The following is a 25,875-nucleotide window of genomic DNA, read 5'->3' as shown; positions in this document are numbered from 1 at the left end:
CGAGCAAGGGCCTAAGCCGGCCGCGCCGCCCCGCAGCCAGGGTGTCGTTCCCCTCCCGCGCAGCGAGAGAGGGGGAAGCCGCGCAGCGGCTCAGGGGGTGCCTCATTTCAGGTGTCAAGGCCGATGTCGAGAACCCGGGCGCTGTGCGTGATCCAGCCCACGGCGATCTGGTCCACGCCGGTCTCGGCCACGGCGCGCGCCGTCTCGGGCGTGATGCGGCCCGAGGCTTCGGTCACCGCGCGCCCGCGCGCCATGGAGACGGCCGTGCGCAGCGTGTCCAGGTCCATGTTGTCCAACAGCACCACTTCCACGCCCAGGGACAGCGCCACCTCCAGTTGCTCCAGCGTGTCCACCTCCAGCTGGATCTGCACCATGTGGCCCACGCCTGCGCGCGCCCGGGCCAGGGCTTCGGCCACGCCGCCGGCCAGCGCGATGTGGTTGTCCTTGATCAGCACGGCATCGTCCAGGCCGAAGCGGTGGTTGCTGCCGCCGCCCACGCGCACCGCGTACTTCTGCAGCGCGCGCAGGCCCGGCATGGTCTTGCGCGTGCAGGTCACGCGTGCGCCCGTGTCGGCGATGGCCCGCGCGATTGATGCCGTGGCTGCGGCCACGCCGCTCAGGTGGCACAGGTAGTTGAGCGCCACGCGCTCGGCCGTGAGGATGGCGCGCGCGCTGCCGTGGATGCGCGCGATCTCCTGGCCGGGCGCCAGTTCGCTGCCATCGCGCAGCACCGGCTCGAAACGCGACTGCGCATCCAGCACACGGAACGCCAGCCGCGCCATGTCCAGCCCGGCCAGCACGCCTTCCTGGCGCGCCACCAGGCGCAGTTCGGCCTGTGCGTCGGCAGGGACGATGGCATCCGTGGTCAGGTCGCCCGCGCGGCCCAGGTCTTCCAGCAGGGCCGAGCGCACCAGCGGCTCCAGCATCAGGTCGGGCAGCGGCGGTACCGGCAGGCGGGCACTGAGGGCATTGGCAATATTAATGCTCATTTTGAGTATATGTAGATCAAAAAAATGTGGCGCGCGGCCTTGCGGGCTTGAGCGAGGAACTTATGCTAGATACGAGCATAAGTGCTGTCAAGCCATTGACACAATCGGGCAAGTGCCGTGCGGCTCAGGGGGAACCGTCGATGCCCTTGGCCAGGGGCAGCTTGCTGCCCGAGATGGCCCGCTCCAGCAGCACATCGCTGCGAAAGCGGAACAGCTTGGCGGGCCGGCCCGCCGAGCCCACCGTGAGCTGGCCGGTTTCCTCGACCAGATCCTGCTGCTCGATCAGGCGGCGGAAGTTCTGCTTGTGCAGCCCGCGCCCGGCCAGGGCCTCCACCGTCTGCTGCAGCTGCAGCAGCGTGAACTCGGGCGGCATCAGCTCGAAGACCACGGGCCGGTACTTGATCTTGGCCCGCAGCCGCGCCATGCCCGTGGCCAGGATGCGGCGGTGGTCGTGGTGCATGGCCTCGCCAGGCAGCATGGCGGCCGCGCCATGGACGCGGTGGGCCGCCTCCTGCACCAGTCCGGCCTCGTACAGCAGTTCGTAGCGCTGCAGCACCATGTCCTCGTTCCAGGGCCCGCCGTCCAGGCCGAAGGCGATGTCCGCGCGCTGGCGCCGCAGCGCACGCTGGGCGCCGCGCGCCTCGGCCATCCAGGCATGCAGGCGCGGAGCGATGTGCGAGCGCAGCAGGGCCGGCTCGCCGCCGCGCCAGTCTTCCCAGGGAAAGTAGCGGTACCAGTCCTGCCAGACGGCCTGCCCCGCGCTGCGGTCCGCGGATTCGCGCGTCAGCCCCAGGTAGCTGACCGAGATCACGCGCGCCCCGCTGGCATCGGTGCGATCGCCATCTGCAAAGGTGTAGAGCTGCTCCATGTAGCCCAGCGGGTGATGGGTCTGCTCCTCCACCCAGGCGCGCAGGCCGGCCTGCAGCGAACGGTGCCCCACCTCGAACGGCCCCGCCGGCAGCAACTGCCCGTCCGCCGTGGTCAGCACGCGCGGCGTACCCTGGGTCACCGCCGCCAGCACGGCAACGAGTTCGGCATGGATGGGAGAGGCTGCGGGACTGGTGGGGTGGGGCACGAAGGTAAGGGGCGGTCGGTTGGCGGGATGGGTGATTATGGTGGGTTGCAGGGGCCGGGTTGCCCGCGTTCACACAGGGCGGTCCAAGCTTCCGATGTACTGGTCCACCATGGCCTTGGCCTGTCCCAGGCTGCAGCCATGCTCGCTCTGACAGGCCCTGATGGCCGCCATCTTCTGCAGGGGATCGGCGGCGAGGGTGCGCCAGTCGATCTTTGCGGGCTCTGGCGCAGGGCCATGCCGCGCGTCTCCCTCCTCCACCGAACGCACCTCCCAGCGCGCCACGACGGGAAAGGAAAGGTCCACGGCAGGCAGCCGGTCCAGTTCGGCCGCCAGTTCATCTTGTGAAATCAATGAAGCCACCTGGCGAACACGCGCCCGGGGCCCGTCGCGCCAAGGCCTGATCTCCAAGGGGCGCCGGCAGAAATCCTGCAGATAGTCACCCAACTCCTGCGTCATGAAGCGAGTGGTCTGTGCGACATCGGCCCGCAACAGTTGCAAGGCCTCCGACTGCGAGAACTCATCCAGCTGATCGCTCAGGTCCGCAAAGGCCTGCAGAAATCCCGCGCAGACAAAGTCATCGAAGCAGGCGTGCGAAACACTGCTGGCCTCGTCATCGTGCAACACCAGCGCCACGCCCACGCCATGCGTGTCCAGCGGCGTCAGGCACCAGGCATCGCCGGCGCCCGACTGGGCGAATGGCAGAAAGCTCCGGCCGTTCTGTGCGCCAGGATGAAGCCAGCCCTCGATGATTTCCCGGCTGGCTTCGGCATCTATCCATTCGAAGTCCTGCCAACTCATGAACAAGGGTGGGTCCTGCAGGCAGCGCTGGCGCCAGGTATCAGCCCAATCCGGACCGTAGACGGTCTTTCCCGATGCCAGGAGGTCGCTCAACAGCGGCGGCAGCGCAATGCCGGTCTGGATGGAGAGATTGGCGTAGGTGGTCATTGGATTCATCCCACGTCCATATGCAGCCGATGCCTGCCGCAATGCACGCACCGGAAAAGACAGCCGGAAATCATGCCGTCCGTGGACATGCGCTCCAGCATCCACTGCGCATCGTTCCTGTAGCTGCCTTCGATGTCGGGCAGGACTTCAGCGAGGAAAGGCTCGACGGCCTGCCTGTCGGCGTGACCCAGGAAGACACAGGGTGCGTTGCAGTGCGTGAGCCACACGGGCTGCTGCCAGGCCCTGTAGCCGGGCGTGCGCAGCGCGATCTCCAGCAGCAGTTCCCTGGCGATGGCGGGTTCCGGGTCGGCCGGATCAGGCGACACGCCTTCGATATCGGTGTATCCCACAAATTCGCCGTCGTATGTCTCGCAAGCCTGCCCGCTGGCAATGCACCAGGGACACAGGTAGTCGGGGCTTTGCTGGCTGTAGAAAGGGCCTTCGTATTTGAGGCTGCGGTTTTGTCCGCAGCAGGAGCACACACCCTCTTCCTGCTCGAACACGGTTTCGTAGGCACCGGGATGGAATCTGAAATGCGGGCGGTCCATTTCAAGGTCTCTCTTTCCCCAAGGGAAAGGCGCCATTGTCCATGGCGGCTCAGCGTGTGGAAATGAAACGTTCCTGGCAAGAAAAAACCGCGCAAAGCGCGGTTTTTCCGAGAAGCGCGGGAGCTGCTTTAGCAGCCCCGCTGCAGCATGTGCCGCCTCAGACGTTGAACAGGAAGTTCATCACATCGCCATCCTTGACGACATATTCCTTGCCTTCGGCGCGCATCTTGCCCGCGTCCTTGGCGCCTTGCTCGCCCTTGAAGGCGATGAAGTCGTCGAAGGCGATGGTCTGGGCACGGATGAAGCCGCGCTCGAAGTCGCCGTGGATGACGCCTGCGGCCTGGGGGGCGGTGTCGCCGACCTTGATGGTCCAGGCGCGCACTTCCTTGACGCCGGCCGTGAAGTAGGTCTGCAGGCCCAGCAGGCCGAAGCCGGCGCGGATCAGGCGGTTCAGGCCCGGTTCTTCCAGGCCCAGCTCCTGCAGGAACATGTCGCGGTCTTCGTCGCTCATCTCGGCCATTTCAGCCTCGATCTTGGCGCAGATGGCCACGACGGGAGCGCCTTGTGCCTCAGCATAGGCCTTGAGGCTGTCGAGCAGCGGGTTGTTCTCGAAGCCGTCTTCGCTGACGTTGCCCACGAACATGGCGGGCTTGGCGGTGATCAGGCAGAACTGCTTTAGCAGGGGCGCGTCTTCCTTGGAGACGGGCACCGTGCGTGCGGGCTTGCCCTGGTCCAGGGCAGCCTGGATGGGGGTCAGCAGCGCCACCACCTTGGCGGCTTCCTTGTCGTTGCCCGACTTGGCGGCCTTGCTGTAGCGGTTCAGCGCCTTCTCGACGGTGGCCAGGTCGGCCAGACACAACTCGGTCTGGATGACCTCGATGTCGGCGATGGGGTCCACCTTGTTGGCCACGTGGATGACGTTCGGGTCTTCGAAGCAGCGCACCACGTTGACGATGGCGTCGGTTTCGCGGATGTGGGCCAGGAACTGGTTGCCCAGGCCTTCACCCTTGGAGGCGCCGGCCACCAGGCCCGCGATGTCCACGAATTCGACGATGGCCGGGACGATGCGCTCGGGCGTGATGATGTCGGCCAGCTTCTGCAGGCGCGGATCGGGCACTTCCACCACGCCGGTGTTCGGCTCGATGGTGCAGAAGGGATAGTTCTCGGCGGCGATGCCGGCCTTCGTCAGCGCGTTGAAGAGAGTGGACTTGCCCACATTGGGCAGGCCCACGATGCCGCATTTGAGGCTCATGGCAGGGCTTTCTACAGGGATTCTGGGGACAAACCCCGTATTTTAGTCAACCGGGCATTTCCTGTCGTTTCAGGCGAACTGCCAGTCGCCGGCCACGGACTGGCCAACGACCAGTTCGGCCCCGTCGTGCAGGCCTTCCAGCACGGCATTCATGCCGAAGGTGATGGCGCCATCGACACGGTCGTCCTGGCGGTAGGTACGGATGGCGTCACCCACGGCGGTGCCCTGCACGGCCGTGACGGGGTCGATGTCGGGAATGGGGCAGCGTGTGCAGGGCTTGGCCATGCGCAGCCGCAGGCCCTGGGCATCGAGCACGTCGAGCCCGTCGACCCGGTCCTCGTCATGGGCCTCCAGGCCTTCGATCACGATGTTGGGGCGAAAGCGCCGTGCGTCCACCGCGGCGTGGCCGGCCGCCTGCAGGCGCTGGTTGAGTTCATCCACGGCCGCCTGGCTCAGTACCAGCAGCGGATAGCCGTCCGCGAAGTGCACGGGCGCTGCCTTGCCCCCGGTCCAGCGCTCGCTGGTGCGGCGCGGCGCCGCCGGGTCGAAGCGCACCAGGGAGCAGTCCGTGCCCAGGGCCTGCGTCAGCCAGCGGGCGGCCTCCGGCCCCATGTCCCAGGCCTGCACCCAGTCCGACCAGACGCGCGCCCGACGCTCCGGCCCCGTGGCCTGCAGCGCGATGCGCAGCGGCGGCTGCTGGGGAAAGTGCAGCACCAGGTGCCCGGCCTCCAGCTCGGGGCGCATCCAGGCCATGCGCGGATGGTCGCGCTGGGTCAGGAATTCGCCCTGCGCATCGACCACCATCCAGTGGCGGTCCCAGGCCAGGCCGGTGGCGCCGACGCCGCTGCTTTGCAGCGCGATGCCCGCGCAGGATTTGACGGGATATACCCACAACTGGGCAATGCGGCCCTGCACGTCTCTTTCTTGGTCAAACATCGGATAGCTCTTTTTGGGAAATCTGGAGTGTGTATGCCATCCATGGTGCGAATGGCGCCATGCGATGGGCGGCAATATGCCAGATGGCGACGCAGACTGCGGCAGGTCATGCCAATGCCGGAGTTTGCGCCAGTTGGAATCCCCGGCATGGCCCGGACTCCTACAATGCCGGCCATGGCGCAAACCTTTGATGTATGTATACGCGGGGCCGGCATTGCAGGCCGGACCCTGGCTCTCCTGCTGGCCCGGGAACGGCTGCGCGTGGCCCTGGTGGTGGCCGCGCCGACCGGCAACGCGCCCGATGTGCGCGCCTACGCGCTCAATGCCAGCGCACGCGGCCTGCTGGACAGCCTGCGTTGCTGGCCCGATGACCAGCACGCCACGCCCGTGACGCAAATGGAAGTCTTTGGCGACCTGGACGGCCATGTGCTGTTCGACGCAGCCAGCCAGGATGTCGAGGCCCTGACCTGGATCGTCGATGTGCCCGCGCTGGAGCAGCGCCTGGCCGAGGCCGTGCGCTACCAGCCCATGGTCGAGGTGGTGGACCAGCCCGTGGCGGCGCCGCTGACGGCCATCTGCGAGGGCCGCGCCAGCCGCACGCGCAGCGAGTTCGGCGTGGACTTCGCCGTCACGCCCTATGCACAGCACGCCATCGCCACCCGGCTGCACTGCGAGCTGCCGCACGGACAGGTGGCGCGACAGTGGTTCACGCCCGAGGGCATCCTGGCCCTGCTGCCACTGGACGGCCCGCAAGGCCACAGCGTGGCCGTGGTCTGGTCCATCGCCCGCGAGCTGGCCGACGGCTGGCTGGCCGCCGACACACAGGATTTCACCGCGCGGCTGGAAGCCATCAGCCAGGGCGCGCTGGGGCGGCTGGAGCTGAGCGCACCGCGCATGGCCTGGCCGCTGCAGCAGGCCGTGGCCGACCACTGGTGCGGCTCCATGCCCGACGGCGATGCGCGCTCGGCCCGCAGCTGGGTGCTGGTGGGCGATGCCGCCCACAACGTGCATCCGCTGGCAGGCCAGGGCCTGAACCTGGGCCTGGGCGATGTGCAGGCGCTGGCACGCGTGCTGCAGGAGCGCGGCTACTGGCGCAGCACCGGCGATCTGCGCCTGCTGCGCCGCTATGAACGCGAGCGCAAGGCCGCGCTGGCGCCCATGGGCCTGGCCATGGACGGGCTGCAGCAGCTGTTCAGCCGCTCCGAGGTTCCGGTGCAGATGCTGCGCAACTGGGGCATGAAGGGCTTCGAGCGCTTCGGCCCGCTCAAGGACTGGATGGCGCGCCAGGCCATGGGCCTGGACCCGCGCAGCGGCGCCTGAGCCTGGAGCCAAGCCGATCCCGTGCCGTTGAACCCTTTGCCGTTTTGCGACTCGTACCCCTGCTCCGTGGCGCCCCGCGCCGCGCAATCCCCCTCAACCACGGCGCGGCCGGCCTGAACGCGGCCCCGCCCACCCACCGCATTGCCATGAAACTCTTCGCCTGCCTGCTGACGGCCGCCAGCCTGACCTGGAGCCTCAGCGTCCACGCCCAGGACGCCAACCTGCGCAAGACGCTGACCGAGCGCATCCCCCAGCTGGAAAAGATCGACGAAATCCGCCCCACGCCCATGTCCGGCCTCTTCGAGGTGCGCATCGGCACGGACCTGTTCTATACGGACGCCAAGGGCAACTACCTGATCCAGGGCGAGCTGATCGACACCAAGGCGCGCCGCAATCTCACCGAAGACCGCATGAACCAGCTGACGGCGGTGGACTTCAAGCAGCTGCCGCTCAAGGACGCCGTGACCATCGTCCACGGCAAGGGCGAGCGCAAGATGGCCGTGTTCGAAGACCCCAACTGCGGCTACTGCAAGCGTTTCGAGCGCGACCTGCAGACCGTGGACAACGTCACCATCTACCTGTTCCTGTACCCCATCCTGAGCCCCGACTCGGCCGAGAAGTCGCGCAACATCTGGTGCGCCAAGGACCAGGCCGGTGCATGGGCTGACCACATGCTGCGCGACAAGGTGCCGGCCGCCGCCCAGTGCGACACCTCGGCCGTGCAGCGCAACCTGGCCTTTGGCCGCAAGTACAAGATCACGGGAACGCCCACCGTCATCTTCACCAACAACACCCGCGTGCCTGGCGCCATCAGCGCCCAGGAAGTCGAGAAGAACCTGGCCGCAGCCGCAGCCGCGCGCTGACCGCCACCGGGCGGGCCCGGCGCCGGACGCCGGGCCCGCCCACCTGATCCCCCTCGGCCGGAGCTTCCCGGCTCCAGCCCGCCGCAGCGGGCCCGGGCAGCCTCCAGGCCACACCTGCAGGAGCCCGAATGACCTCTCCCCTCGCCGCCACCGCCACTGCCGCAGCGGACATCCACTACCGCGTGCAGGCCCTTGATGTGGACGCGCACCTGTTCAGCGTGCAACTGCACATCGCCCGCCCGGCCGCTGGCCAGACCCTGTCGCTGCCGGTCTGGATTCCCGGCAGCTATCTGGTGCGGGAATTCTCCAAGAACCTCCAGGGCCTGTCTGCCGAGCAGGACGGCCGCCCCGTCGCGCTGGCCCAGCAGGGAAAGAACCTCTGGCAGGCCGATTGCGACGCCAACACGCCCCTGGTGCTCAGCTACCAGTTCTGCGCCTATGACAGCTCGGTGCGCACGGCCTGGCTGGACCGCCGCCGCGGCTTTTTCAACGGCACCAGCCTGTGCCTGCGCGTGCACGGCCAGGAAGATACGCCGCACACGCTGCAACTGCTTGCGTCGGACGCCACGGCATCGTGGCAGGTAGCGACCGGCCTGGACGCCGTGGACACCGATGCGCGCGGCTGGGGCCTGTACCGCGCCGCCCACTACGACGAATTGGTGGACTGCCCCGTGGAGATGGGCAGCTTCTGGCGTGGCGACTTCGTGGCCGCGGGCGTGCCGCACAGCTTCATCGTCGCGGGCGCCGCGCCCAGCTTCGACGGCGCGCGCCTGATTGCCGATGCACGCAAGATCTGCGAGACCGTGCTGGCCTTCTGGCACGGTACGGGCGAGCAGGCCACGCCCGCACCCATGCAGCGCTACGTGTTCATGCTCAACGTGGTCGATGACGGCTATGGGGGCCTGGAGCACCGCAACTCCACGGCCCTGATCTGCGGCCGGCGCGACCTGCCGCGCGTGGGCGAGCGCAAGGCCGCCGAGGGCTACACCACCTTGCTGGGCCTGATCAGCCACGAGTACTTCCACACCTGGAACGTCAAGCGCCTGCGCCCCGCAGAATTCGCACGCTACGACTACGGGCAGGAGAACTACACCGAGCTGCTGTGGTTCTTCGAAGGCTTCACCAGCTACTACGACGACCTGCTGCTGCGCCGCGCCGATCTGATCGACAACGCCCAGTACCTCAAGCTCATCACGCGCACCATCAACCAGGTGCTGCAGACGCCGGGCCGACACCTGCAGTCCGTGGCCCAGGCCAGCTATGACGCATGGGTCAAGTACTACCGCCAGGACGAGAACACGCCCAACCAGACCGTCAGCTACTACACCAAGGGCTGCCTGGTCGCACTGGCCCTGGACCTGCAACTGCGCCGCGAAGGCCGTAGCACACTGGACGACGTGATGCGCGCGCTGTGGCAGCGCTGCCAGGGCGGCCCCATGCGCGAGGCCGACGTGCTGGCCGTGCTGCAGGACCTGGGCGGGCGCAGCTTCGCGCCCGAGATCACGCAATGGGTGCACGGCACCGACGACCTGCCGCTGGCCGAGCTGCTGGCCGCGCACGGCGTGCAGGCCAAGGCCGAACCGGCGCAGACTGCCCAGCGCCTGGGCCTGCGCGTGCAGGAAAGCCAGGGCATCACCATCAAGACCGTGCTGCGCGGCAGCCTGGCCGAGCGCGCAGGCTTCATGGCGGGCGACGAATGGCTGGCCATCGAGCTGCCCACCGGCGCCGAGGATGCACAGCCCGCGCGCTGGCGCATCACCCGGCTGGACGACGTGGCGCTGTACGCAGGCACGGCCCTGGACATCGTCGCCTGGGTGGCCCGCGACCGGCAGATCCTGGCCTTGACCCTGCCCTGGGGCTCGGGCCTGCTGTCCGAGGCCGCCGCCATGGTGGAGAAAGCGGACAACGGCGATGCAAAAGCTGCCACATCCGGCACCCTGGCGGCGCCCGCCCCCAGCAATCTCGGACTGGAAATCACGGACGAGGAGACCGCTGGACGCTGGCTGGCCGGGCACACGGGCACTGCGCAGGCGCCTGCCACGCCGTGAACGGCGCATGCCGTCCCGCGCCGCCGGCCGGTTATTCTTGAGGATCACGACGACAACCCCAGCAGGAGACTCCCTTGGCCTACGAAATGATTGAAGTTCGCGTCGAAGCCGACAAGGTCGGCATCATCACGCTCAACCGCCCCAAGCAGCTCAACGCGCTCAATGACCAGCTCATGGACGAGCTGGGCCAGGCCCTGCAGGCCTTCGATGCCGATGAGGCCATCGGCTGCATGATCATCACCGGCAGCGAGAAAGCCTTCGCGGCTGGCGCCGACATCGGCGCCATGGCCAAGTACAGCTTTGCCGACGCCTACAAGGGCGACTACATCACGCGCAACTGGGAAGCCATCCGCTCCATCCGCAAGCCCGTGATCGCCGCCGTCAGCGGCTTTGCCCTCGGCGGCGGCTGCGAGCTGGCCATGATGTGCGACTTCATCATCGCCGCCGACAACGCGAAGTTCGGCCAGCCGGAAATCAAGCTGGGCGTGATCCCCGGCGCCGGCGGCACGCAGCGCCTGCCGCGCGCCGTGGGCAAGTCCAAGGCCATGGACATGGCCCTCACGGCCCGCATGATGGACGCCACCGAGGCCGAGCGCGCCGGCCTGGTCAGCCGTGTCGTGCCCTTCGACAAGCTCATGGACGAAGCCCTGGGCGCCGCCATCATCATCAGCGGCTTCTCGCAGATCGCCGTCATGGCGGCCAAGGAGTCGGTGAACCGCGCCTTCGAGGGCTCGCTGGCCGACGGCGTCATGTTCGAGCGCCGCCTGTTCCACGCGCTGTTCGCCACGCAGGACCAGAAGGAAGGCATGGACGCCTTCGTCAACAAGCGTCCCGCCAGCTTCAAGCATCTCTGAACGGGCTGAAAGTCGCGCTACAATGCGCGTCTTCCGGCAAGGCGCAGCAAGCCTCTCGCAAAGAAATTTCGAGAAATTTGCACAACTTGCCGGATGGGCCGAAAATTCTGCATATAATTTAGGTCTTACGGCGCTTTAGCTCAGTCGGTTAGAGCGATGGAATCATAATCCACAGGTCCGCGGTTCGAATCCGTGAAGCGCCACCAAACAAAGAAAAGGGTCTACGTGCAAACGTAGACCCTTTTTCCGTTGGCGCTGCACTCCGCCAGAGCGCGCCGTTTGCGGCGCCGCCTCCGGCTGCTAGCTGCCGCGCTCCAACGCAATCCAGTGGTTGTCCAGCGCCATGCCGGGAACCGGCACCGTGCGCAGCACCTGGCCGCGCTGGCGCAATTGGGCCTGGCGTGCGCCGCCCATCCACAGCGCGGGCTCGGCAGGCAGGGGCCGGCCCTTGGCATCCAGCGAGACACTTGCGTTGGCCACGCAGTACACGCCCGGCATGGCATCGCCACGCAGCCAGCGGCCACTGGCCTGGCCGCTGTCGGGCACCTGCCACCAGGTGACGGTGTTCACGCGCGGGCAGCTGACGGCAAAGAGCTGGCCGTCGCAGCCTATGTCTCCGCCATAGCCGGCCAGGGGCTCGCGCCCTTCGGGCAGGGGCACGGCATGCAAACGGTGGCCATCGAACAGGGCCAGCACGGGCGCGGCGGCGCGCGCTTCGGTGTCGCGGTGCTCGGCCTGCAGCGCAATGCCCAGCCAGCGGCGTGCGGGCGCGTGGGCGACCTGCGGGCCCCAGGCCAGGTGGCGCAGGCTCAGGCGGTTGTCGTCCAGCTTCCACAGGCCGGCACGGGCGCCGCCTTCGGCCGGCAACAGCCGCGCGATGGACGAATCCATGTGGTCCAGCTGCAGCTTGCGCCGGCCGGTTTCGGACTGCGTGGGAATGCCGCCGTTGGCGACCATCAGCGTGCCGTCGGCGTCCAGCAGCAACTGGTGCGGGTCCATGCCGCCCGTGCGCCATTCGGCGATCTTCTCCAAGGTGATGGCATCGCGCACGCCGATCAGGCCCTGGGCATCTTCCAGGTCGGTCTCGGTGGTGTAGAGATGGCGGCCATCGGCGCTTTCGATGACATGGCCGTTGAAGAAGCGGTCGGGCTCGATCCACTGCCACTGCGCATCCTCGGCGGCCTGTCCCGGCTTCAGGCGCACCAGCCAGTCACCGGGGCGGCGGCTGGCGAAGACCACGGAGCCGTCGCGCAGCGCGGCCATGCCATGGGCGCGCGTGGGCACATCCAGGGCCTGCAGCACCTGCAGCGGCCTGTCCACCTGCGCACTGGCCTGCACGATGCCGACACGCATCTGCTCGCCCTGCATCCAGGCCGCAGCCAGCGACCGTGCCGGCCCGGACGGCCTGGCCGCATGGGAGGTTGCCAGCGGCATGGCAGCCAGCAGCCCCATGCCCTGCAGCCAGCGGCGGCGATTCAGCGCCTGCTCAATCCCCGTCGGCATCCGAGAACCCGATGTTGACTTCCAGCGCAGGCGCCACCTCGCCTTCCATGAGGCGCTTGAGGCGCGACAGCGGCTTGGTGGCGGCATCGACGGCCTTGGCGGTCGGCTCGGTCAGGGCGCGCATGCCGGCATCGGCCTCGTTGACGGCCTTGAGCCAGCGGTCGGCCAGCGGGTTCAGGCCACGGCCGCGCAGGTAGGACTCGATGGGCACGATGTCCACGCCGGGCTGGGGCACCTTGCGGTCCACGCTCACGGCCAGCGTGCGCAGGCCCTGCCAGTGCGCGCGCCAGATCTCCAGGGTGCTGCCGCTGGCGAGATGCTCCCAGGCAGGCGGTTTGCTGCCCGCACTGCCCGCACTACGCAAAGGCTTTTCCATGTCCGCCCAGCGCAGGCGCTCCAGGCCGCCCACCCACTGGTTGATGAACTCGGCCATGGCTTCGGTGGTGGCATCGCCGTCCTCGGACCAATCCTGGGCTGCGAGCTTGGCAAAGCCGTTGCTGAGGATGCCCATCTCGGCGCCGATTTCCTCGGCCACCAGGGTGGCATAGGCGCAGGCCGGCGTCTGCGGCTCAACGGGCTGGGTCCACAGCAGGTTCTCGAGCGCCGGGTATCCCTTGGCGGGTGCGCCGATGCGCTCCATGGCAGCCAGATCGGCGGGGGCCGACTGTATGGCCTTCTTGAGCAGGGCCGGGCGCATGGGGCGGAAGTCCACCAGACGTGCCGAGCGGCGCTCCACCAGCGGCCCCAGGGCCACGGCCGAGAGGCTGCTCCACTGCCGCGACGATTGCACATAGGCCTGGCGCGCCGTCTGCAGCGTGGCGGCAGCCGATCCCGCAGGTGCCGCGCAGTGCGCGCGCAGCGCTTGGTTCAGCGCCTGGGCGGATGCCTGCGCGGCCTTGGCCTGGGGTGAGAACCATTGGCCGTACAGCCCCTGCACGGCGTGGGCCGTGTTGTAGAAGGGAATGGCCATGTTGGCATCCACTTCCTGGGCATGGACCGGGGCAGCGGCCAGCAGCGCCAGCGCGGCGGCACAAAGGATTTGGCGAGGTGTCATGCGCATGTCTTGCATCAGAGGGACTCCACAAATTTGACCAGGGCTTCACGGTCTTCGGCGCTGAACTGGCGCACCTGTTCGCGCGCGGCTTCGGCCTCGCCGCCGTGCCAGAGGATGGCTTCGAGCACGCCGCGCGCACGGCCGTCGTGCAGCAGGCGCTGGTGGTTGTTGACATCGGGCAGCAGGCCTATGCCCCACAGCGGCGGCGTGCGCCACTGGCGGCCTGAGGCCTTGAAGTCGGGCCGGCCATCGGCCAGCGCATCGCCCATGTCGTGCAGCAGCAGGTCGGTGTAGGGCGCAATGGTCTGGCCCGACAACCCCTTGCTGCTGAGTGCCGGCGACAGCGCGGGAAACAGCTCCCCGCCCGTCTTGTACGAGGGCCGGTGGCACTGCGCACACTGGGCCTGGTGGAACAGTGCCTCGCCACGGCGCACGGCCGGGTCGCTGGCATTGCGCCGTGCAGGCGGCGCCAGCGTGGCCTGGTAGAAGATCACGTCGTCCAGCACGCGGTCCTCGATCTCCACGCCCTCGGCACCGTTGCCGTCGGGCGCGGCCAGGCAGTCCTTTTGTGCGGGCGTGCAGGTCTGGTGCGGGAAACGCTTCGATGTGATGCCGATATCGCCCAGGAAGGCCGAGGCCGTCTGGTGGGCAATGGAGGCCACGTTGGCCTTCCAGCCGAAGCGGCCCAGCATCATGCGTTCGCCGTAGGCATCCCAGACATAGTTGGGCTGGCCCTTGATGGGGCCGCCCAGGGCCGCCTGGGCTGCAGCGTTGGCCAGGATCTCGGACTCCGGGATGTGCTCCAGCAGGCCCAGGCCGATGACCTGGGGCGCAATGCGCGGGCTGGTCATCAGGTTTGCGGCCAGGGGGCCGTAGTTAAGCGCAGCCAGCTCGTAGACCGGCTTTTCCAGCGTGTAGGCCGTGCCGTCGGCAAAGCGGCCATGCACCTGTTCATAGCGGATGCGCAGCTGGCCCTCGCCCTTGACGCCCAGCACGCCCTCGGTATTGAACTGGTCGCCATAGACCGGGTCCGGCACCGGGCTGCCGTGCGGGCCTTCGCCCGGAATGGACAGCCGCATGAGCAGGCCCGCGAAGGGCTGGGGCTTGAGCGGGTTGTGGAAGTCGGGCGGCTGGGCACGGCCGTCCTGCACATGGCAGCCGCCGCAGGAGCGCGCCAGGAAATGCGGGCCCAGGCCATCGCGCGCCGTGGTGGAGGCCGGCGCCTGCACCCAGTTGCGCTTGAAGAAGGAGTTGCCGATGACGAAGCGCGTGCGCTCTGCATCCTCCAGGTTGGCGGCGGGCAGCGAGAAGGCGTTGCGGCCCGTGGCGTGGACCGTGGTCTGGCCGCCCGGGGGCAGGGGCTCACCGGGTGCCGCGAACAAAAGAGCTGGATCGGGAGCAGGCTGCGGTGCTGGCGCGCGCGCTGGAGCGGCAGCCACCGTGTCCTGCTGTTGGGCCGAGCAGCCCATCAGGACCAGGGAGGCAGCGACCAGCAGCGAGGGGGAGAGATTCATGGGTGGGGACGTCCCTGGAAAAGTCAGGGCCGCCGAACCCTTTCGGGGGCGGCGGCCTTGGCACATGGGCGCAGGAATGGATGGACGCTGGCGTGGATGTTCTTTTAGTTGGCCTTGGGGTCCACCAGGTTGAGCTGGGTGATGCCGACGGCATTGGCCGCCTCCACCAGATCCTTGCTCTGCTGGACCAGGCTGTCGATGGTGGCCTGGATCTTGGCGCGCGAGGCCGAGTCGCGTGCGCCCTGGATGGCTTGGTCGAACGGCGCGGGAATGGCCTGGGCCGCCTGCACCGACTGCATGATCTGGCGCGTGGTCCTGTCGGCCAGCGCGCTGTCCTTGGAGGCCACCCAGTCCTTGATGCCCGGGCCTTGCAGCTCGCTGCCATCCAGGCGCTTGTAGCTGCCCTGCCAGACGTTGAGGATGCCCTGGGCATTGGTCACCGCATCGCGGTGCGTGTTGTCCGAGAAGCAGGAGTGCTCGTCTTCCTGGTCGCGGCTGGCCAGGGCCACCTCCAGGCGCTCGCCGGCCAGCTCGCCGCGCGACAGCGAACCCAGGCCCACGAAGATGCGGCGCAGCGCGTCGTCGGGCTTTTTCTCGAACTGGGCGCGGAAGTTCTTGGGCGAGCCGGGCTTCCACTGGTCGGCCACGGATTGCAGGTCCTCGATCAGCAGCGCGGTCACCACCTTCAGGTACTCGCGGCGGCGGTCGGCATTGGACTTCTTGCCATCGACAAAGTCGGTGTACGGACGCGCGCCCGGCCCCTTGTCGTTCAGGTCCTGGCCCCAGAGCATGAACTCGATGGCGTGCCAGCCGGTGGAAACGTTCTCCTCGCCGTCATGCTCGTTGAGCTCGGCCAGGCGCTTCTTGGTGATGGCTTCCTTGCGGTTGTTGATGATGCCGGCGTTGGGATTGCCTTCCACATAGTCCACATAGGACTCGTCCATGGGCCAGGCGTTGATCTGGCCTTCGGGGCCTTCATCGTTGTCGATGGGACCGGCGTAGAAGCGGAAGGCCTCGGTCTGGCCGTAGTACTCCCGGGCATCCAGCCAGGCCTTGCGTGCCTGGTTCAGGCCCTGCTCGCTGGGCGCCGCCAGAAAGGCCGCAATGGCTTTCTGCATGGTCTTCGCGGAGCTGATGGAGTCCGAGTAATTGGCGTGCACCAGGGTGCCGTAATGCTTGACCACCTCCGCAACGGAGAGGCTCTTCTTCACGGGCTGTTGAACGGTGCCGGCGGCTGCGGCCTGGCTCATCGGGGCGGCCGCGCCCAGGGCCAAGGCGGCTGCAATCAGGATGGGATGCATGGCAGAAAGGATCGGAGGTTGGAGAACTCGGAATGCCAAACTGTAATGAGAATTGTTTTTATTGGCAAAACCTGCGAGATATCGCCGCACTGCACCGCAAGGTCATAGACGGACCCGGGCAGAAATGGGGCGCGCCAGCGGCGCAATGGCCGCAGCGGGCGCCAGCCTAGCACGAGCCCCCTTGGCGCCCCGGCCAAAGACCCAGCGCCCTGGCATAAGCCCTGCAGCTTGCCTTGGCTGGCGACTTGCCTTACCATTGCGCCCGCTCGCATGGGCCGCCCTCTCCTCGCAGGGCCTGCCCACGGCCTCCAAGCCCTGATCGCCCGGCCGATTTCAGGGCTTTCGCTTTTTGCAGAAGCGGTCTTTTGGCGCTGCACCTTGCGCTCTGTCTTTGCGCGCAGCCCCTGCCATGCTCCGGCATGCCGGCCGCCCAGCTTGTTTTCCCACCAGGATTTCCCGTGCCCATCGCCACTCCAGGATGCCGCACACGCGCAGCGTGCCCGCACGCCGGCCCAGCCGGCGGCGCAGGCGTTTTGCGTGGTGCCGCACCCCAGCGAGAGCGCGCGCCGTCCTGGCTTTCAAGGATTTTCACGTGACCACCACTTCCTCCGGGGCGCTCGCAGCCAATGCTGCCGGCGCCAGCACAGACACGCATGTCGGCACACATGCCACCCAGGTCAATGGCTACAGCTGGAAGGCCCTGGCCGGCTCGGCCGTCGGCTATGCCATGGACGGCTTCGACCTGCTGATCCTGGGCTTCATGCTGTCGGCCATCTCGGCCGACCTGCACCTCACGCCGGGCCAGGCCGGTTCGCTGGTGACCTGGACGCTGATCGGTGCCGTGTTCGGCGGCATCTTCTTCGGCCTGCTCAGCGACCGCTACGGGCGCATCCGCGTGCTGACCTGGACCATCATGCTGTTCGCAGTCTTCACGGGCCTGTGCGCCTTCGCCCAGGGCTATTGGGATCTGCTGGCCTACCGCACGATTGCGGGCATCGGCCTGGGCGGTGAGTTCGGCATCGGCATGGCACTGGCCGCCGAGGCCTGGCCCGCACGCCACCGCGCCCGCGTCTCGTCCTACGTGGCACTGGGCTGGCAAATGGGCGTGCTGGGTGCGGCGCTGCTGACGCCGCTGCTGCTGCCCCTCATCGGCTGGCGCGGCATGTTCCTGGTAGGCGTGATACCGGCCGTGGTGGCCTGGGTGATCCGCAACAAGCTGCACGAGCCCGAAGTCTTCGTGAAGCGCCAGCAGTCCGCCACGCCCTCGGCCCGCGTGCCGGTGCTGCAAAGCCTGAAGCTGCTGGTGAAGGACCGCGCCACGACCAAGGTCAGCCTGGGCGTGATCGTGCTGACCTCGGTCCAGAACTTCGGCTACTACGGCATCATGATCTGGATGCCCAGCTTCCTGTCCAAGCAACTGGGCTTCAGCCTGACCAAGTCCTCGATATGGACTGCCGTGACCGTGGTGGGAATGATGGTCGGCATCTGGGTCTTCGGCCAGCTGGCCGACCGCATCGGCCGCAAGCCCAGCTTCCTGATCTTCCAGCTGGGCTCGGTCATCATGGTCGTGCTCTATTCGCAGCTGTCCGACCCCACGGCCATGCTCTGGGCGGGGGCCCTCATGGGCCTGTTCGTCAACGGCATGATGGGCGGCTACGGCGCCGTGATGAGCGAGGCCTACCCCACCGAGGCCCGCGCCACCGCGCAGAACGTGCTGTTCAACATCGGCCGCGCCGTGGGCGGACTGGGCCCGGTGGTGATCGGTGCGCTGGCCATGAGCTATTCGTTCCAGGTGGCGATCGCCCTGCTGGCGGCCATCTATGTGCTGGACATGCTGGCCACGGCCTTCCTGATCCCCGAACTCAAGGGACGCGAGCTGTCCTGAGCGGCTCAGATTCTCCGGCTCAGAACGATGCCCCACAACGCAAAGAGCTGCCGATGGCAGCTCTTTTTTTGTCCGGCAACCGGCGTGCCCAGGTTCAGCCGCCTTCGCTGCACTCCAGGTTTTCGATGCGATCTGCCGCCTCGCGGATGCCTTCCTGGAACATCTGGTCTCCCAGCATCACGGAGACCTGGCCCTCAAAGCCGCGCAACTTGACCAGCGCTGCCTCGTAGCCGCCGCTGCCCATGCGCTTGAGCCCGCACAGCGCATAGAGCTTGGCCACGGGAGATCGGCGCGGATCGTCGATCACCGACAGCAGGACGGCATTGGCCTCGGGCCGCCTGAGCATGGCCTCCAGGTGCCGCTCCGCAGGCGAGATCTCGCCCGCGAACCCGGCCAGCCCCAGGTTGAACTGCGAGGCGTCCAGCGGCGCCGGATCCAGCGGTCGGGCCATGGCCGGGGTGGACAGGAACAGGCAGATCAGGGCGGCGGACAGGGTGGTCTTCATGGCAGGGGCAAGGCCGTGGATGGCCTGGTGAGGCAGTCGAAAAGGATCTTCGATGCAAAGCGTGGCGGCAGGTTCCCACACCACCGCTTTCACCGCCTTCACCGCCTTCATCCGCCAAACAGCCATCCTGCGGCCAGCGTGCCGGCATAAAACAGCAGCAGGGTCACAGGCACCAGATGCCAGCCCCAGACCCGGAACCACCAGTGATTGAACCAGGTCACCAGCGCACCGATGACGGCGCAGATGGCCAGCGCATCCAGCCGCTGCCGAAAACTGTCAGCAACACCTTCGGACGCGAAGAAGATGAACGCCGCGATGAAGGAACACAGCAGGGCGGTGTATACCGCCACTTTCTCTTGCCTGCGCAATTTCAGGATGCTCATGGAGGGCCAGGGAGGTTTCGATGATTCGGTCGCCAGAAAAGCCCGCGCCGCCAGAGCGCGCAGGTTTCACAGCGGCGCAATTCTTCGTATACCGCCCTGAATGCGCCATCAGACCCGTCCGAATCTGCAGCCACTGCTGCGCATGCGCAACGCGCTGCTGCTCCTTCAACACTCCATCCGCTCAATCAGCCACGGCCAGCACCACGGCGGACTCCGGCACCGTCAGCCAGACCTTGCGCCCTGCGCGCAAGGTCCAGGACTCGCCCTCGGCCGGCTCGGCCGCGTAACCCACGCCGCTACCGCCCCATGGCAGTTGTGCCACCACTTCACGCGGCCCCGCCCTGTCGGCCCGGGCCACGCGCTGCACCTGGGCGGGCCAGGCATTGGCCTGGGCATGCACATCGGAGCGTGGCGCCGAAGGCAGCACCTGCACGGCCGTGGCCTTGCACAGCGCCATCAGGGGCAGGCCCGGCGCCAGGCCCAGCAACTGGGCGCTTTCTTCGGTGATGCGTGCGGCAATGCCTGATGCATCCCCGCCGCCGTCGGGCAGCAGCCAGACGCGGACCTGGGCGCCCTGCGCCTGCAGGGCACCAACCCGGCAAGGCCACAGATTGCGCATGCTGGTGCGCAGGCCCAGCCCCAGCCCGGGAGCCGCAGAAGAAACGCCGGCGGGCCCGCCAAAGCGCTGCAGCACCTGCGCGCGCGCCTGCTCCAGCGCATCGGCCATGGCCAGCAGGGACTGCCCGGCCTCGGTGATGCGCGCGCCACCACCGCCGGCGCCGCCCACCGAGCGCTCCACCAGGGCACGGCCCGCCAGATTGGTCAGCACATCCAGCGCCTGCCAGGCCGCCTTGTAGCTGACGCCCGCCTCGCGCGCGGCCTGGGAAATCGAATGCCCTGCCGCGATATGCCGCAGGATGGCGATGCGCCGGTCGGCCAGGTCATGGCCCAGCGCGGGCACCAGGTCTGAGGGAGAAGCGGGGGTTGCGGCAGTCATGCGCAGCATCATGCCCGCCAAGCGTTATTTCCCGCCAAGCAAAACGCCTGCACCCTGCATGCGCATTTTCAGGTCGTTACACTGCGCTATTCACCAACGGAATAGCGAGAGACCCATGAACGTGAACCAGCCCCTGCGTGCCACCGCCTTCGCCGCCCTTGCCCTGTTCGGCTGGGCCGCTGCGCAGGCCGCCGAAGTGTCGGTGGCCGTCGCCGCCAACTTCACGGCGCCCATGCAGAAGATCGCCGCCGAGTTCGAGAAGGACACCGGCCACAAGGCCCTGCTGTCCTTCGGCGCCACGGGCAAGTTCTATGCGCAGATCGTCAACGGCGCGCCCTTCCAGATCCTGCTGGCCGCCGACGACACCACGCCCGAGAAGATCGCCAAGGAAGGCCGCGGCCTGCCCGATTCGCGCTTCACCTACGCCATCGGCCAGCTGGTGCTGTGGAGCCCCAAGGCCGGCTATGTGGACGACAAGGGCGAAGTCCTCAAGACCGGCGACTACAAGCACATCGCCGTGGCCAATCCCAAGCTGGCGCCCTACGGCACGGCCGCCATGGAAGTGCTGAACAAGCTGGGCATCACGGCCCAGGTGCAGCCGCGCATCGTCATGGGCGAGAACATTGCCCAGACCTACCAGTTCGCGGCCACGGGCAATGCCCAGCTGGGCTTTGTGGCCCTGTCGCAGGTGATGGAAAACGGCAAGCTGCGCGAAGGCTCAGCCTGGCAGGTGCCCGGCTCCATGCACGAGCCCATCCGCCAGGACGCCATCGTGCTCAACAACGGCAAGGACAACGAAGCCGCCGCCGAACTGATGAAGTATCTGCGCGCCGACAAGGCCCGTGCCATCATCCGCTCGTACGGCTACGGGCTTTGACCCCCTGAGCGGCTGCGCCGCTTCCCCCTGAAGGGCGACGACAGCCTCGCTGCGGGGCGGCGCGGCCGGCGTAGGCCCTTGCTTGCTGTCTCTGACTTGGGCCGCGCCGGTTTCTCAGGCTGTGTTTTCCTACGGACACCTGCTATTTGCCCCGCATGATTCTTACCGCCGACGACTACGCCGCCATACGGCTGACGCTGAAACTTGCCAGCGTGACCACGGTGCTGTTGCTGACGCTGTGCACGCCGCTGGCCTGGTGGCTGGCGCACACGCGCTCGCGCTGGCGCGGCCCGATTGGCGCCGTGGTGGCGCTGCCCCTGGTGCTGCCGCCCACGGTGATCGGCTTTTACCTGCTGGTGACCATGGGTCCCAACGGCCCCGTGGGGCAGCTGACGCAGGCGCTGGGGCTGAGCACCCTGCCCTTCACTTTTCCGGGCTTGGTCATCGGTTCGCTGGTCTATTCCATGCCGTTCACGGTGCAGCCGCTGCAGCGCGCCTTCGAATCCCTGGGCACGCGGCCCATGGAGGCTGCGGCCAGCCTGGGCGCGGGGCCGCTGGACCGCTTCTTCACCGTGGCGCTGCCGCTGGCGCGGCCGGGCTTCATCACGGCGGCCGTGCTGACCTTTGCGCACACCGTGGGCGAGTTTGGCGTGGTGCTGATGCTGGGCGGCAATATTCCCGGCGTGACGCGCGTGGTCTCGGTACAGATCTACGACCATGTGGAGGCCATGGAGTACGCCCACGCCCACTGGCTGGCGGGTGGCATGGTGGTGTTCTCCTTCCTGGTTCTTCTGGCCCTGCACCTGTTGCAGCCGCGTGAGGAGCGCCGCGCATGATGACCGCCTTCTCTCCCTCCCTGATGTCCGACGCCGCGCACTCCCATCCCTCCTCGGAAATCATCGCAACCCTGGCACTGGAGCGTGCCGACTTCCGCCTTGACGTGCAGCTGCAGTTGCCCGGGCGCGGCGTCACCGCCCTGTTCGGCCCCTCGGGCTGCGGCAAGACCACCTGCCTGCGCGCCCTGGCAGGACTGGAGCGCGCGCGCGGCCGCGTCGCCGTCAACGGCGAGGTCTGGCAGGACGATGCGGCCAGCCAATGGCTGCCAACGCACCGCCGTGCGCTGGGCTATGTGTTCCAGGAAGCCAGCCTGTTCCCGCACCTGACCGTGCGGCGCAACATCGACTACGGCATGCGGCGCACGCCGGCCGCGCGGCGCAAGGTATCCCAGGACCAGGCCGTGTCCCTGCTGGGCATAGGCCACCTGATGGACCGCATGCCCTCCACCCTGTCGGGCGGCGAGCGCCAGCGCGTGGCCATTGCGCGGGCGCTGGCCACCAGCCCGCGGGTGCTGCTGATGGACGAGCCCCTGGCCGCGCTGGACGCCCAGCGCAAGGCCGAGGTCCTGCCCTACCTGGACCAGCTGCGCCGCGAACTCGACATTCCCGTCCTCTACGTCAGCCACTCCATCGACGAGGTCGCTCGCCTGGCCCAGCACCTGGTGCTGCTCAAGGCAGGCGGCATCGTCGCGGCCGGCGCCACCAGCGAGCTGCTGGCACGGCTGGACCTGCCCCTGAGCATGGGCGACACGGCAGCGGCCATGGTCAGCGCACAGGTCCAGCAGCACGATCCCGATGCACACCTGAGCACGCTGTGCTTCGATGGCGGGCGTCTGCGCCTTGTCATGGTCTCCCCGCGCCCCGTCGGCGAAACCGTGCAGTTGCGCGTGCAGGCACGCGATGTGAGCCTGAGCCTGCAGCACCCGCAAGACAGCAGCATCCTCAACATCCTCCCGACCACCGTGCAGGAGCTGCGCGAGGACGGCCCGGGCCAAGTCATGGTCTCGCTGCAGCTGGGCCCGTCCCGCCTGCTGGCGCGCATCACCCTGCATTCCGCCCGGCAACTGGGCATTGCGCCGGGCATGCATGTCTTCGCCCAGATCAAGGGCATGGCATTGCTGGACTGAGCACGCGCGGCGGCGCCGATATCATGCGGAAGCCGCCTGCGCGGCCCACGCCATGAACGCCACCACCGAACACGCCCCCGCACCCGTCCCCGCCCCAGACGCAGGCCCCGGCGCAGCAGATGCTGCATGCGCCGCCCCGCCTGCCATTGCCGCGCTGCGCACGCATGCGGTGGCGCGCCACCGGCTCGGTGAAGACGGCGCCGTCAGCATCCAGGCCGAGCCGCAGGTGCTGGCCAGCGAAGTCCCCATCGCCCTGGTGTTCAATGGCATCTCCCATGCCGTGATGATGGGCACGCCCTCGGACCTGGAAGACTTTGCGCTGGGCTTTGCGCTCACCGAAGGCATTCTGGACAGCGCTGCCGACTGCTACGGCATCGAGGTGCGCACCGTGGCTGCACAGGCCGCAGGCCTTCCGTCCGGCATGGACGGCATCGAGGTGCAGCTGGACGTGGCCTCGCGCTGCTTCGCCCGCCTCAAGGACCGGCGCCGCAGCATGAGCGGGCGCACGGGCTGCGGTGTCTGCGGCGTGGACAGCTTCGCGGCGCTGGACCTGTCCTTCGACCCCCTGCCCGCGCACGACTGGATCGCCCGTGTCGATGCCGACACCGTCTGCGCAGCCATCGCGGCACTGCCGCCGCTGCAGTTGCTCAACGCCGAAGCCGGCGCCGTGCATGCCGCAGGCTGGGCAGGGCTGGACGGGCAACTGACGGATGTGCTCGAAGACGTGGGCCGCCACAACGCGCTGGACAAGCTGGTCGGCCGCCTCTCCCGCACAGGCCGCCTGGGCGAGGCCGGCTTTGTCGTGCTCTCCAGCCGCGGCAGCCATGAGCTGGTGCGCAAATGCGCCAAGGTCGGCATCGCCGCCCTGGCCACCATCTCCGCGCCCACGGCCATGGGCGTGCAGATGGCCGAACTGATCGGCCTGCGCTTCTGGGGCCTGTGCCGCCCGCCCAAGGCGGTGCTGTATACGCCGGGCCGCACCTGACCCAATGCCCGAGTGCCGCGCCTGCGCAGCGGCAAGTTCGTAGAATCGCGGGTTCAGCCCCTGGATGTACACCATGAACCGCTGCAAGCCCCATTTCTCTACCGTTCGCCGCCTGTGTGCCGGCGCCCTGCTCGCCGGCCTGGCCTGCGCCAGCCTGGGCGTGGCCGCGCAGGGCCTGCCGTCTAACGAGACGCGCAATTTCCCGCCGCAGGCCCAGTTCGGCGAGCTGGTCGTGACCCAGTTCCCCGAGGTGGAGATCGACGGCAAGACCATTCGCACCAGTCCGGGCTTTCGCCTGTTCAGCCCTGAACGCACGCTGGTGCAGGCCATCAATTACCGGGGCAGCAAGCTCGTGGTGGGCTATGTGATCGAGCCGCAGACGCAGTGGCTGCACCAGGCCTGGATCCTGACCAAGGCCGAGGCCGACAAGCACTACAAGCCCAAGTCGATGCTGCAGCGCATCTTCAACTGAGCACAGCACGTACACGGCTGACGCGGCCCGCGCCTTGCGGGGCGCAGCGGCCCGGCCATGGGGCACGCCGCCCCCTGGCCGAGCCACCTTCATTTTTTGCAGACCGCCGCTTGCAGTGCGGCGGCTGCCTGACGGAACCCCACCATGTCCAAGAAAGTCTTTATCAAAACCTTCGGCTGCCAGATGAACGAGTACGACTCGGACAAGATGGCCGATGTGCTGGGCGCAGCCCAGGGCTACGAGTCCACCGACGATCCCGAGCAGGCCGACCTCATCCTGTTCAACACCTGCTCGGTGCGCGAGAAGGCGCAGGAGAAGGTGTTCAGCGACCTGGGCCGCTACAAGCACCTGAAGGAACGCGGCGTGCTCATCGGCGTGGGTGGCTGCGTGGCCAGCCAAGAGGGCGAGGAAATCATCAAGCGCGCACCCTATGTGGACGTGGTCTTCGGCCCGCAGACCCTGCACCGCCTGCCCGAGCTGCTCAATGCACGCGCCGCCAAGCACAAGCCCCAGGTCGATATCAGCTTTCCCGAGATCGAGAAATTCGACCACCTGCCGCCCGCGCGCGTGGAAGGCTCCTCGGCTTTCGTCTCCATCATGGAAGGCTGCTCCAAGTACTGCAGCTACTGCGTCGTGCCCTATACGCGCGGCGAGGAAGTCAGCCGCCCGTTCGAGGACGTGCTGATCGAGGTCGCCGGCCTGGCCGATCAGGGCGTGAAGGAAGTCACGCTGCTGGGCCAGAACGTGAACGCCTACCTGGGCAAGATGGGTGACACGGCCGAGATCGCCGACTTTGCCCTGCTGCTGGAATACGTGTCCGAGATCCCCGGCATCGAGCGCATCCGCTACACCACCAGCCACCCCAACGAGTTCACGCCACGCCTGATCGAGGCCTACGCTCGGCTGCCCAAGCTGGTCAGCCACCTGCACCTGCCCGTGCAGCACGGTAGCGACAAGATCCTCATGGCCATGAAGCGCGGCTACACGGCCATGGAATACAAGAGCACCATCCGCAAGCTGCGCGCCATCCGGCCCGAGATGGCCATGAGCAGCGACTTCATCGTGGGCTTCCCCGGCGAGACGGAGGAAGACTTCCAGAAGATGATGAAGCTCATCCACGACGTGCGCTTCGACAACAGCTTCAGCTTCATCTTCAGCCCCCGCCCCGGAACGCCGGCCGCCAACCTGCACGACGACACGCCGCACGAGGTCAAGCTGCGCCGTCTGCAGGAGCTGCAGGCCGTGATCAACAACAACATCAAGGACATCAGCGACGAGCGCGTGGGCACGGTGCAGCGCCTGCTGGTGGAAGGCCTGTCCAAGCGCGATGGCAGCGAACTCATGGGCCGCACCGAGTGCAACCGCGTGGTCAACTTCCCGGGCAACGAACGCCTGATCGGCCAGATGATCGACGTGAAGATCACCGAGGCCCGCACCTTCACGCTGCGCGGTGAAGTCGTGGTGCGCCACTGAGCCCAACCCGGCCCCGGCGGCCCAGCGACCTCCTTCTTAACTAAAGCCCGGCAATGCCGGGCTTTTTTGCATGTAACAGGACGTGAAAACAGCCCGACCACTCTGGCATGGTGCCGGCTGGCCCGCTAGCATC

The 25,875-nt window shown here is 67.7% G+C and carries 24 protein-coding genes and 1 tRNA gene; 12 read left to right on the top strand and 13 right to left on the bottom strand.

From position 1 onward, the window contains the following. Nucleotides 1-107: 107 nt before the first annotated feature. The 6 genes from nadC to LGR64_RS16880 form a co-directional block, all read right to left on the bottom strand. The gene (gene nadC / locus LGR64_RS16905) at nucleotides 108-989 is read right to left on the bottom strand and encodes a carboxylating nicotinate-nucleotide diphosphorylase (protein WP_230356267.1); all 882 of its coding nucleotides are present in this window, start codon (nucleotides 987-989) and stop codon (nucleotides 108-110) included. Between the two features lie 124 nt (nucleotides 990-1,113). Continuing rightward, nucleotides 1,114-2,064: an NUDIX hydrolase gene (locus LGR64_RS16900; RefSeq protein WP_013804059.1), complete on the bottom strand. Its 951-nt coding sequence runs from the start codon at nucleotides 2,062-2,064 to the stop codon at nucleotides 1,114-1,116. A 69-nt stretch (nucleotides 2,065-2,133) separates the two neighbouring features. Then, nucleotides 2,134-3,114, bottom strand: coding sequence for an SMI1/KNR4 family protein (locus LGR64_RS16895; protein ID WP_230356265.1), 981 nt, complete (start codon nucleotides 3,112-3,114; stop codon nucleotides 2,134-2,136). Continuing rightward, the gene (locus LGR64_RS16890; RefSeq protein ID WP_230356263.1) at nucleotides 3,015-3,557 is read right to left on the bottom strand and encodes a CbrC family protein; all 543 of its coding nucleotides are present in this window, start codon (nucleotides 3,555-3,557) and stop codon (nucleotides 3,015-3,017) included. Before LGR64_RS16890 ends, LGR64_RS16895 begins: the two co-directional genes overlap by 100 nt. 157 nt (nucleotides 3,558-3,714) lie before the next feature. Beyond that, nucleotides 3,715-4,809: a redox-regulated ATPase YchF gene (ychF, locus tag LGR64_RS16885; protein ID WP_012203464.1), complete on the bottom strand. Its 1,095-nt coding sequence runs from the start codon at nucleotides 4,807-4,809 to the stop codon at nucleotides 3,715-3,717. A gap of 69 nt (nucleotides 4,810-4,878) precedes the next feature. Then, entirely contained in the window at nucleotides 4,879-5,745 is an 867-nt protein-coding gene (locus LGR64_RS16880) for an MOSC domain-containing protein (protein ID WP_230356261.1), read from the bottom strand. Between the two features lie 174 nt (nucleotides 5,746-5,919). Between LGR64_RS16880 and LGR64_RS16875 the strand changes: the two genes are divergently transcribed. From LGR64_RS16875 to LGR64_RS16855, 5 genes are all read left to right on the top strand, one after another. After that, complete coding sequence (locus LGR64_RS16875) at nucleotides 5,920-7,065, top strand: FAD-dependent monooxygenase (protein WP_172642969.1); 1,146 nt, start codon at nucleotides 5,920-5,922, stop codon at nucleotides 7,063-7,065. Nucleotides 7,066-7,211: 146 nt separating this feature from the next. Continuing rightward, entirely contained in the window at nucleotides 7,212-7,928 is a 717-nt protein-coding gene (locus LGR64_RS16870) for a DsbC family protein (RefSeq protein WP_096915224.1), read from the top strand. Nucleotides 7,929-8,056: 128 nt separating this feature from the next. After that, entirely contained in the window at nucleotides 8,057-9,976 is a 1,920-nt protein-coding gene (locus LGR64_RS16865) for a M61 family metallopeptidase (RefSeq protein ID WP_141830176.1), read from the top strand. A 74-nt stretch (nucleotides 9,977-10,050) separates the two neighbouring features. Further along, nucleotides 10,051-10,830, top strand: a complete 780-nt coding sequence (locus LGR64_RS16860; RefSeq protein WP_012203459.1) for an enoyl-CoA hydratase — start codon at nucleotides 10,051-10,053, stop codon at nucleotides 10,828-10,830. A gap of 129 nt (nucleotides 10,831-10,959) precedes the next feature. Beyond that, nucleotides 10,960-11,036, top strand: a tRNA-Met gene (locus LGR64_RS16855). A 94-nt stretch (nucleotides 11,037-11,130) separates the two neighbouring features. On the opposite strand, the gene LGR64_RS16850 is transcribed toward LGR64_RS16855, so the two are convergent. The 4 genes from LGR64_RS16850 to LGR64_RS16835 form a co-directional block, all read right to left on the bottom strand. After that, the gene (locus tag LGR64_RS16850) at nucleotides 11,131-12,333 is read right to left on the bottom strand and encodes a DUF1513 domain-containing protein (protein WP_141830178.1); all 1,203 of its coding nucleotides are present in this window, start codon (nucleotides 12,331-12,333) and stop codon (nucleotides 11,131-11,133) included. Next, nucleotides 12,317-13,402: an imelysin family protein gene (locus LGR64_RS16845; protein ID WP_328511979.1), complete on the bottom strand. Its 1,086-nt coding sequence runs from the start codon at nucleotides 13,400-13,402 to the stop codon at nucleotides 12,317-12,319. The genes LGR64_RS16850 and LGR64_RS16845 overlap by 17 nt, the downstream gene beginning before the upstream one ends. Further along, a complete protein-coding gene (locus LGR64_RS16840) occupies nucleotides 13,402-14,901 on the bottom strand; it encodes a di-heme oxidoreductase family protein (RefSeq protein ID WP_141830183.1) in 1,500 nt (499 codons plus the stop codon). The genes LGR64_RS16845 and LGR64_RS16840 overlap by 1 nt, the downstream gene beginning before the upstream one ends. A 104-nt stretch (nucleotides 14,902-15,005) precedes the next feature. Next, nucleotides 15,006-16,202 (bottom strand): imelysin family protein, encoded by a 1,197-nt coding sequence (locus LGR64_RS16835; RefSeq protein ID WP_071954426.1) that lies wholly within the window; start codon nucleotides 16,200-16,202, stop codon nucleotides 15,006-15,008. Nucleotides 16,203-16,929: 727 nt separating this feature from the next. Here LGR64_RS16835 and LGR64_RS16830 point away from each other — a divergent pair. Then, nucleotides 16,930-18,087, top strand: coding sequence for an MFS transporter (locus LGR64_RS16830; RefSeq protein WP_224986381.1), 1,158 nt, complete (start codon nucleotides 16,930-16,932; stop codon nucleotides 18,085-18,087). 94 nt (nucleotides 18,088-18,181) lie between these two features. On the opposite strand, the gene LGR64_RS16825 is transcribed toward LGR64_RS16830, so the two are convergent. From LGR64_RS16825 to LGR64_RS16815, 3 genes are all read right to left on the bottom strand, one after another. Beyond that, nucleotides 18,182-18,592 carry a hypothetical protein gene (locus LGR64_RS16825; protein WP_141830186.1) on the bottom strand — a complete coding sequence of 137 codons (411 nt, stop codon included), beginning with the start codon at nucleotides 18,590-18,592 and terminating at the stop codon, nucleotides 18,182-18,184. Between the two features lie 107 nt (nucleotides 18,593-18,699). Further along, nucleotides 18,700-18,975, bottom strand: coding sequence for a hypothetical protein (locus LGR64_RS16820; RefSeq protein WP_012203452.1), 276 nt, complete (start codon nucleotides 18,973-18,975; stop codon nucleotides 18,700-18,702). Between the two features lie 181 nt (nucleotides 18,976-19,156). Then, nucleotides 19,157-19,984 carry a TOBE domain-containing protein gene (locus LGR64_RS16815; RefSeq protein WP_230356257.1) on the bottom strand — a complete coding sequence of 276 codons (828 nt, stop codon included), beginning with the start codon at nucleotides 19,982-19,984 and terminating at the stop codon, nucleotides 19,157-19,159. 103 nt (nucleotides 19,985-20,087) lie between these two features. Between LGR64_RS16815 and modA the strand changes: the two genes are divergently transcribed. From modA to miaB, 6 genes are all read left to right on the top strand, one after another. Then, nucleotides 20,088-20,849 (top strand): molybdate ABC transporter substrate-binding protein, encoded by a 762-nt coding sequence (gene modA / locus LGR64_RS16810; protein ID WP_230356255.1) that lies wholly within the window; start codon nucleotides 20,088-20,090, stop codon nucleotides 20,847-20,849. 155 nt (nucleotides 20,850-21,004) lie between these two features. Next, a complete protein-coding gene (gene modB / locus LGR64_RS16805) occupies nucleotides 21,005-21,685 on the top strand; it encodes a molybdate ABC transporter permease subunit (RefSeq protein WP_013804076.1) in 681 nt (226 codons plus the stop codon). Then, the gene (gene modC / locus LGR64_RS16800; protein ID WP_230356253.1) at nucleotides 21,682-22,812 is read left to right on the top strand and encodes a molybdenum ABC transporter ATP-binding protein; all 1,131 of its coding nucleotides are present in this window, start codon (nucleotides 21,682-21,684) and stop codon (nucleotides 22,810-22,812) included. The genes modB and modC overlap by 4 nt, the downstream gene beginning before the upstream one ends. A 52-nt stretch (nucleotides 22,813-22,864) precedes the next feature. Continuing rightward, nucleotides 22,865-23,797, top strand: coding sequence for a formate dehydrogenase accessory sulfurtransferase FdhD (fdhD, locus tag LGR64_RS16795; protein ID WP_230356251.1), 933 nt, complete (start codon nucleotides 22,865-22,867; stop codon nucleotides 23,795-23,797). Nucleotides 23,798-23,870: 73 nt separating this feature from the next. Beyond that, on the top strand, nucleotides 23,871-24,269 hold the full coding sequence (locus LGR64_RS16790) for a hypothetical protein (RefSeq protein ID WP_088166355.1): 399 nt from the start codon (nucleotides 23,871-23,873) through the stop codon (nucleotides 24,267-24,269). Between the two features lie 144 nt (nucleotides 24,270-24,413). Next, the gene (gene miaB / locus LGR64_RS16785) at nucleotides 24,414-25,742 is read left to right on the top strand and encodes a tRNA (N6-isopentenyl adenosine(37)-C2)-methylthiotransferase MiaB (RefSeq protein WP_012203445.1); all 1,329 of its coding nucleotides are present in this window, start codon (nucleotides 24,414-24,416) and stop codon (nucleotides 25,740-25,742) included. Nucleotides 25,743-25,875 lie beyond the last annotated feature (133 nt).

Source organism: Delftia sp. Lp-1 (assembly GCF_020523835.1).
Classification (GTDB): Bacteria; Pseudomonadota; Gammaproteobacteria; order Burkholderiales; family Burkholderiaceae_C; genus Comamonas; species Comamonas acidovorans.
Note: the sequence above shows the minus strand (reverse complement) of the source record. Positions and strands in the feature narration are given on the sequence as shown.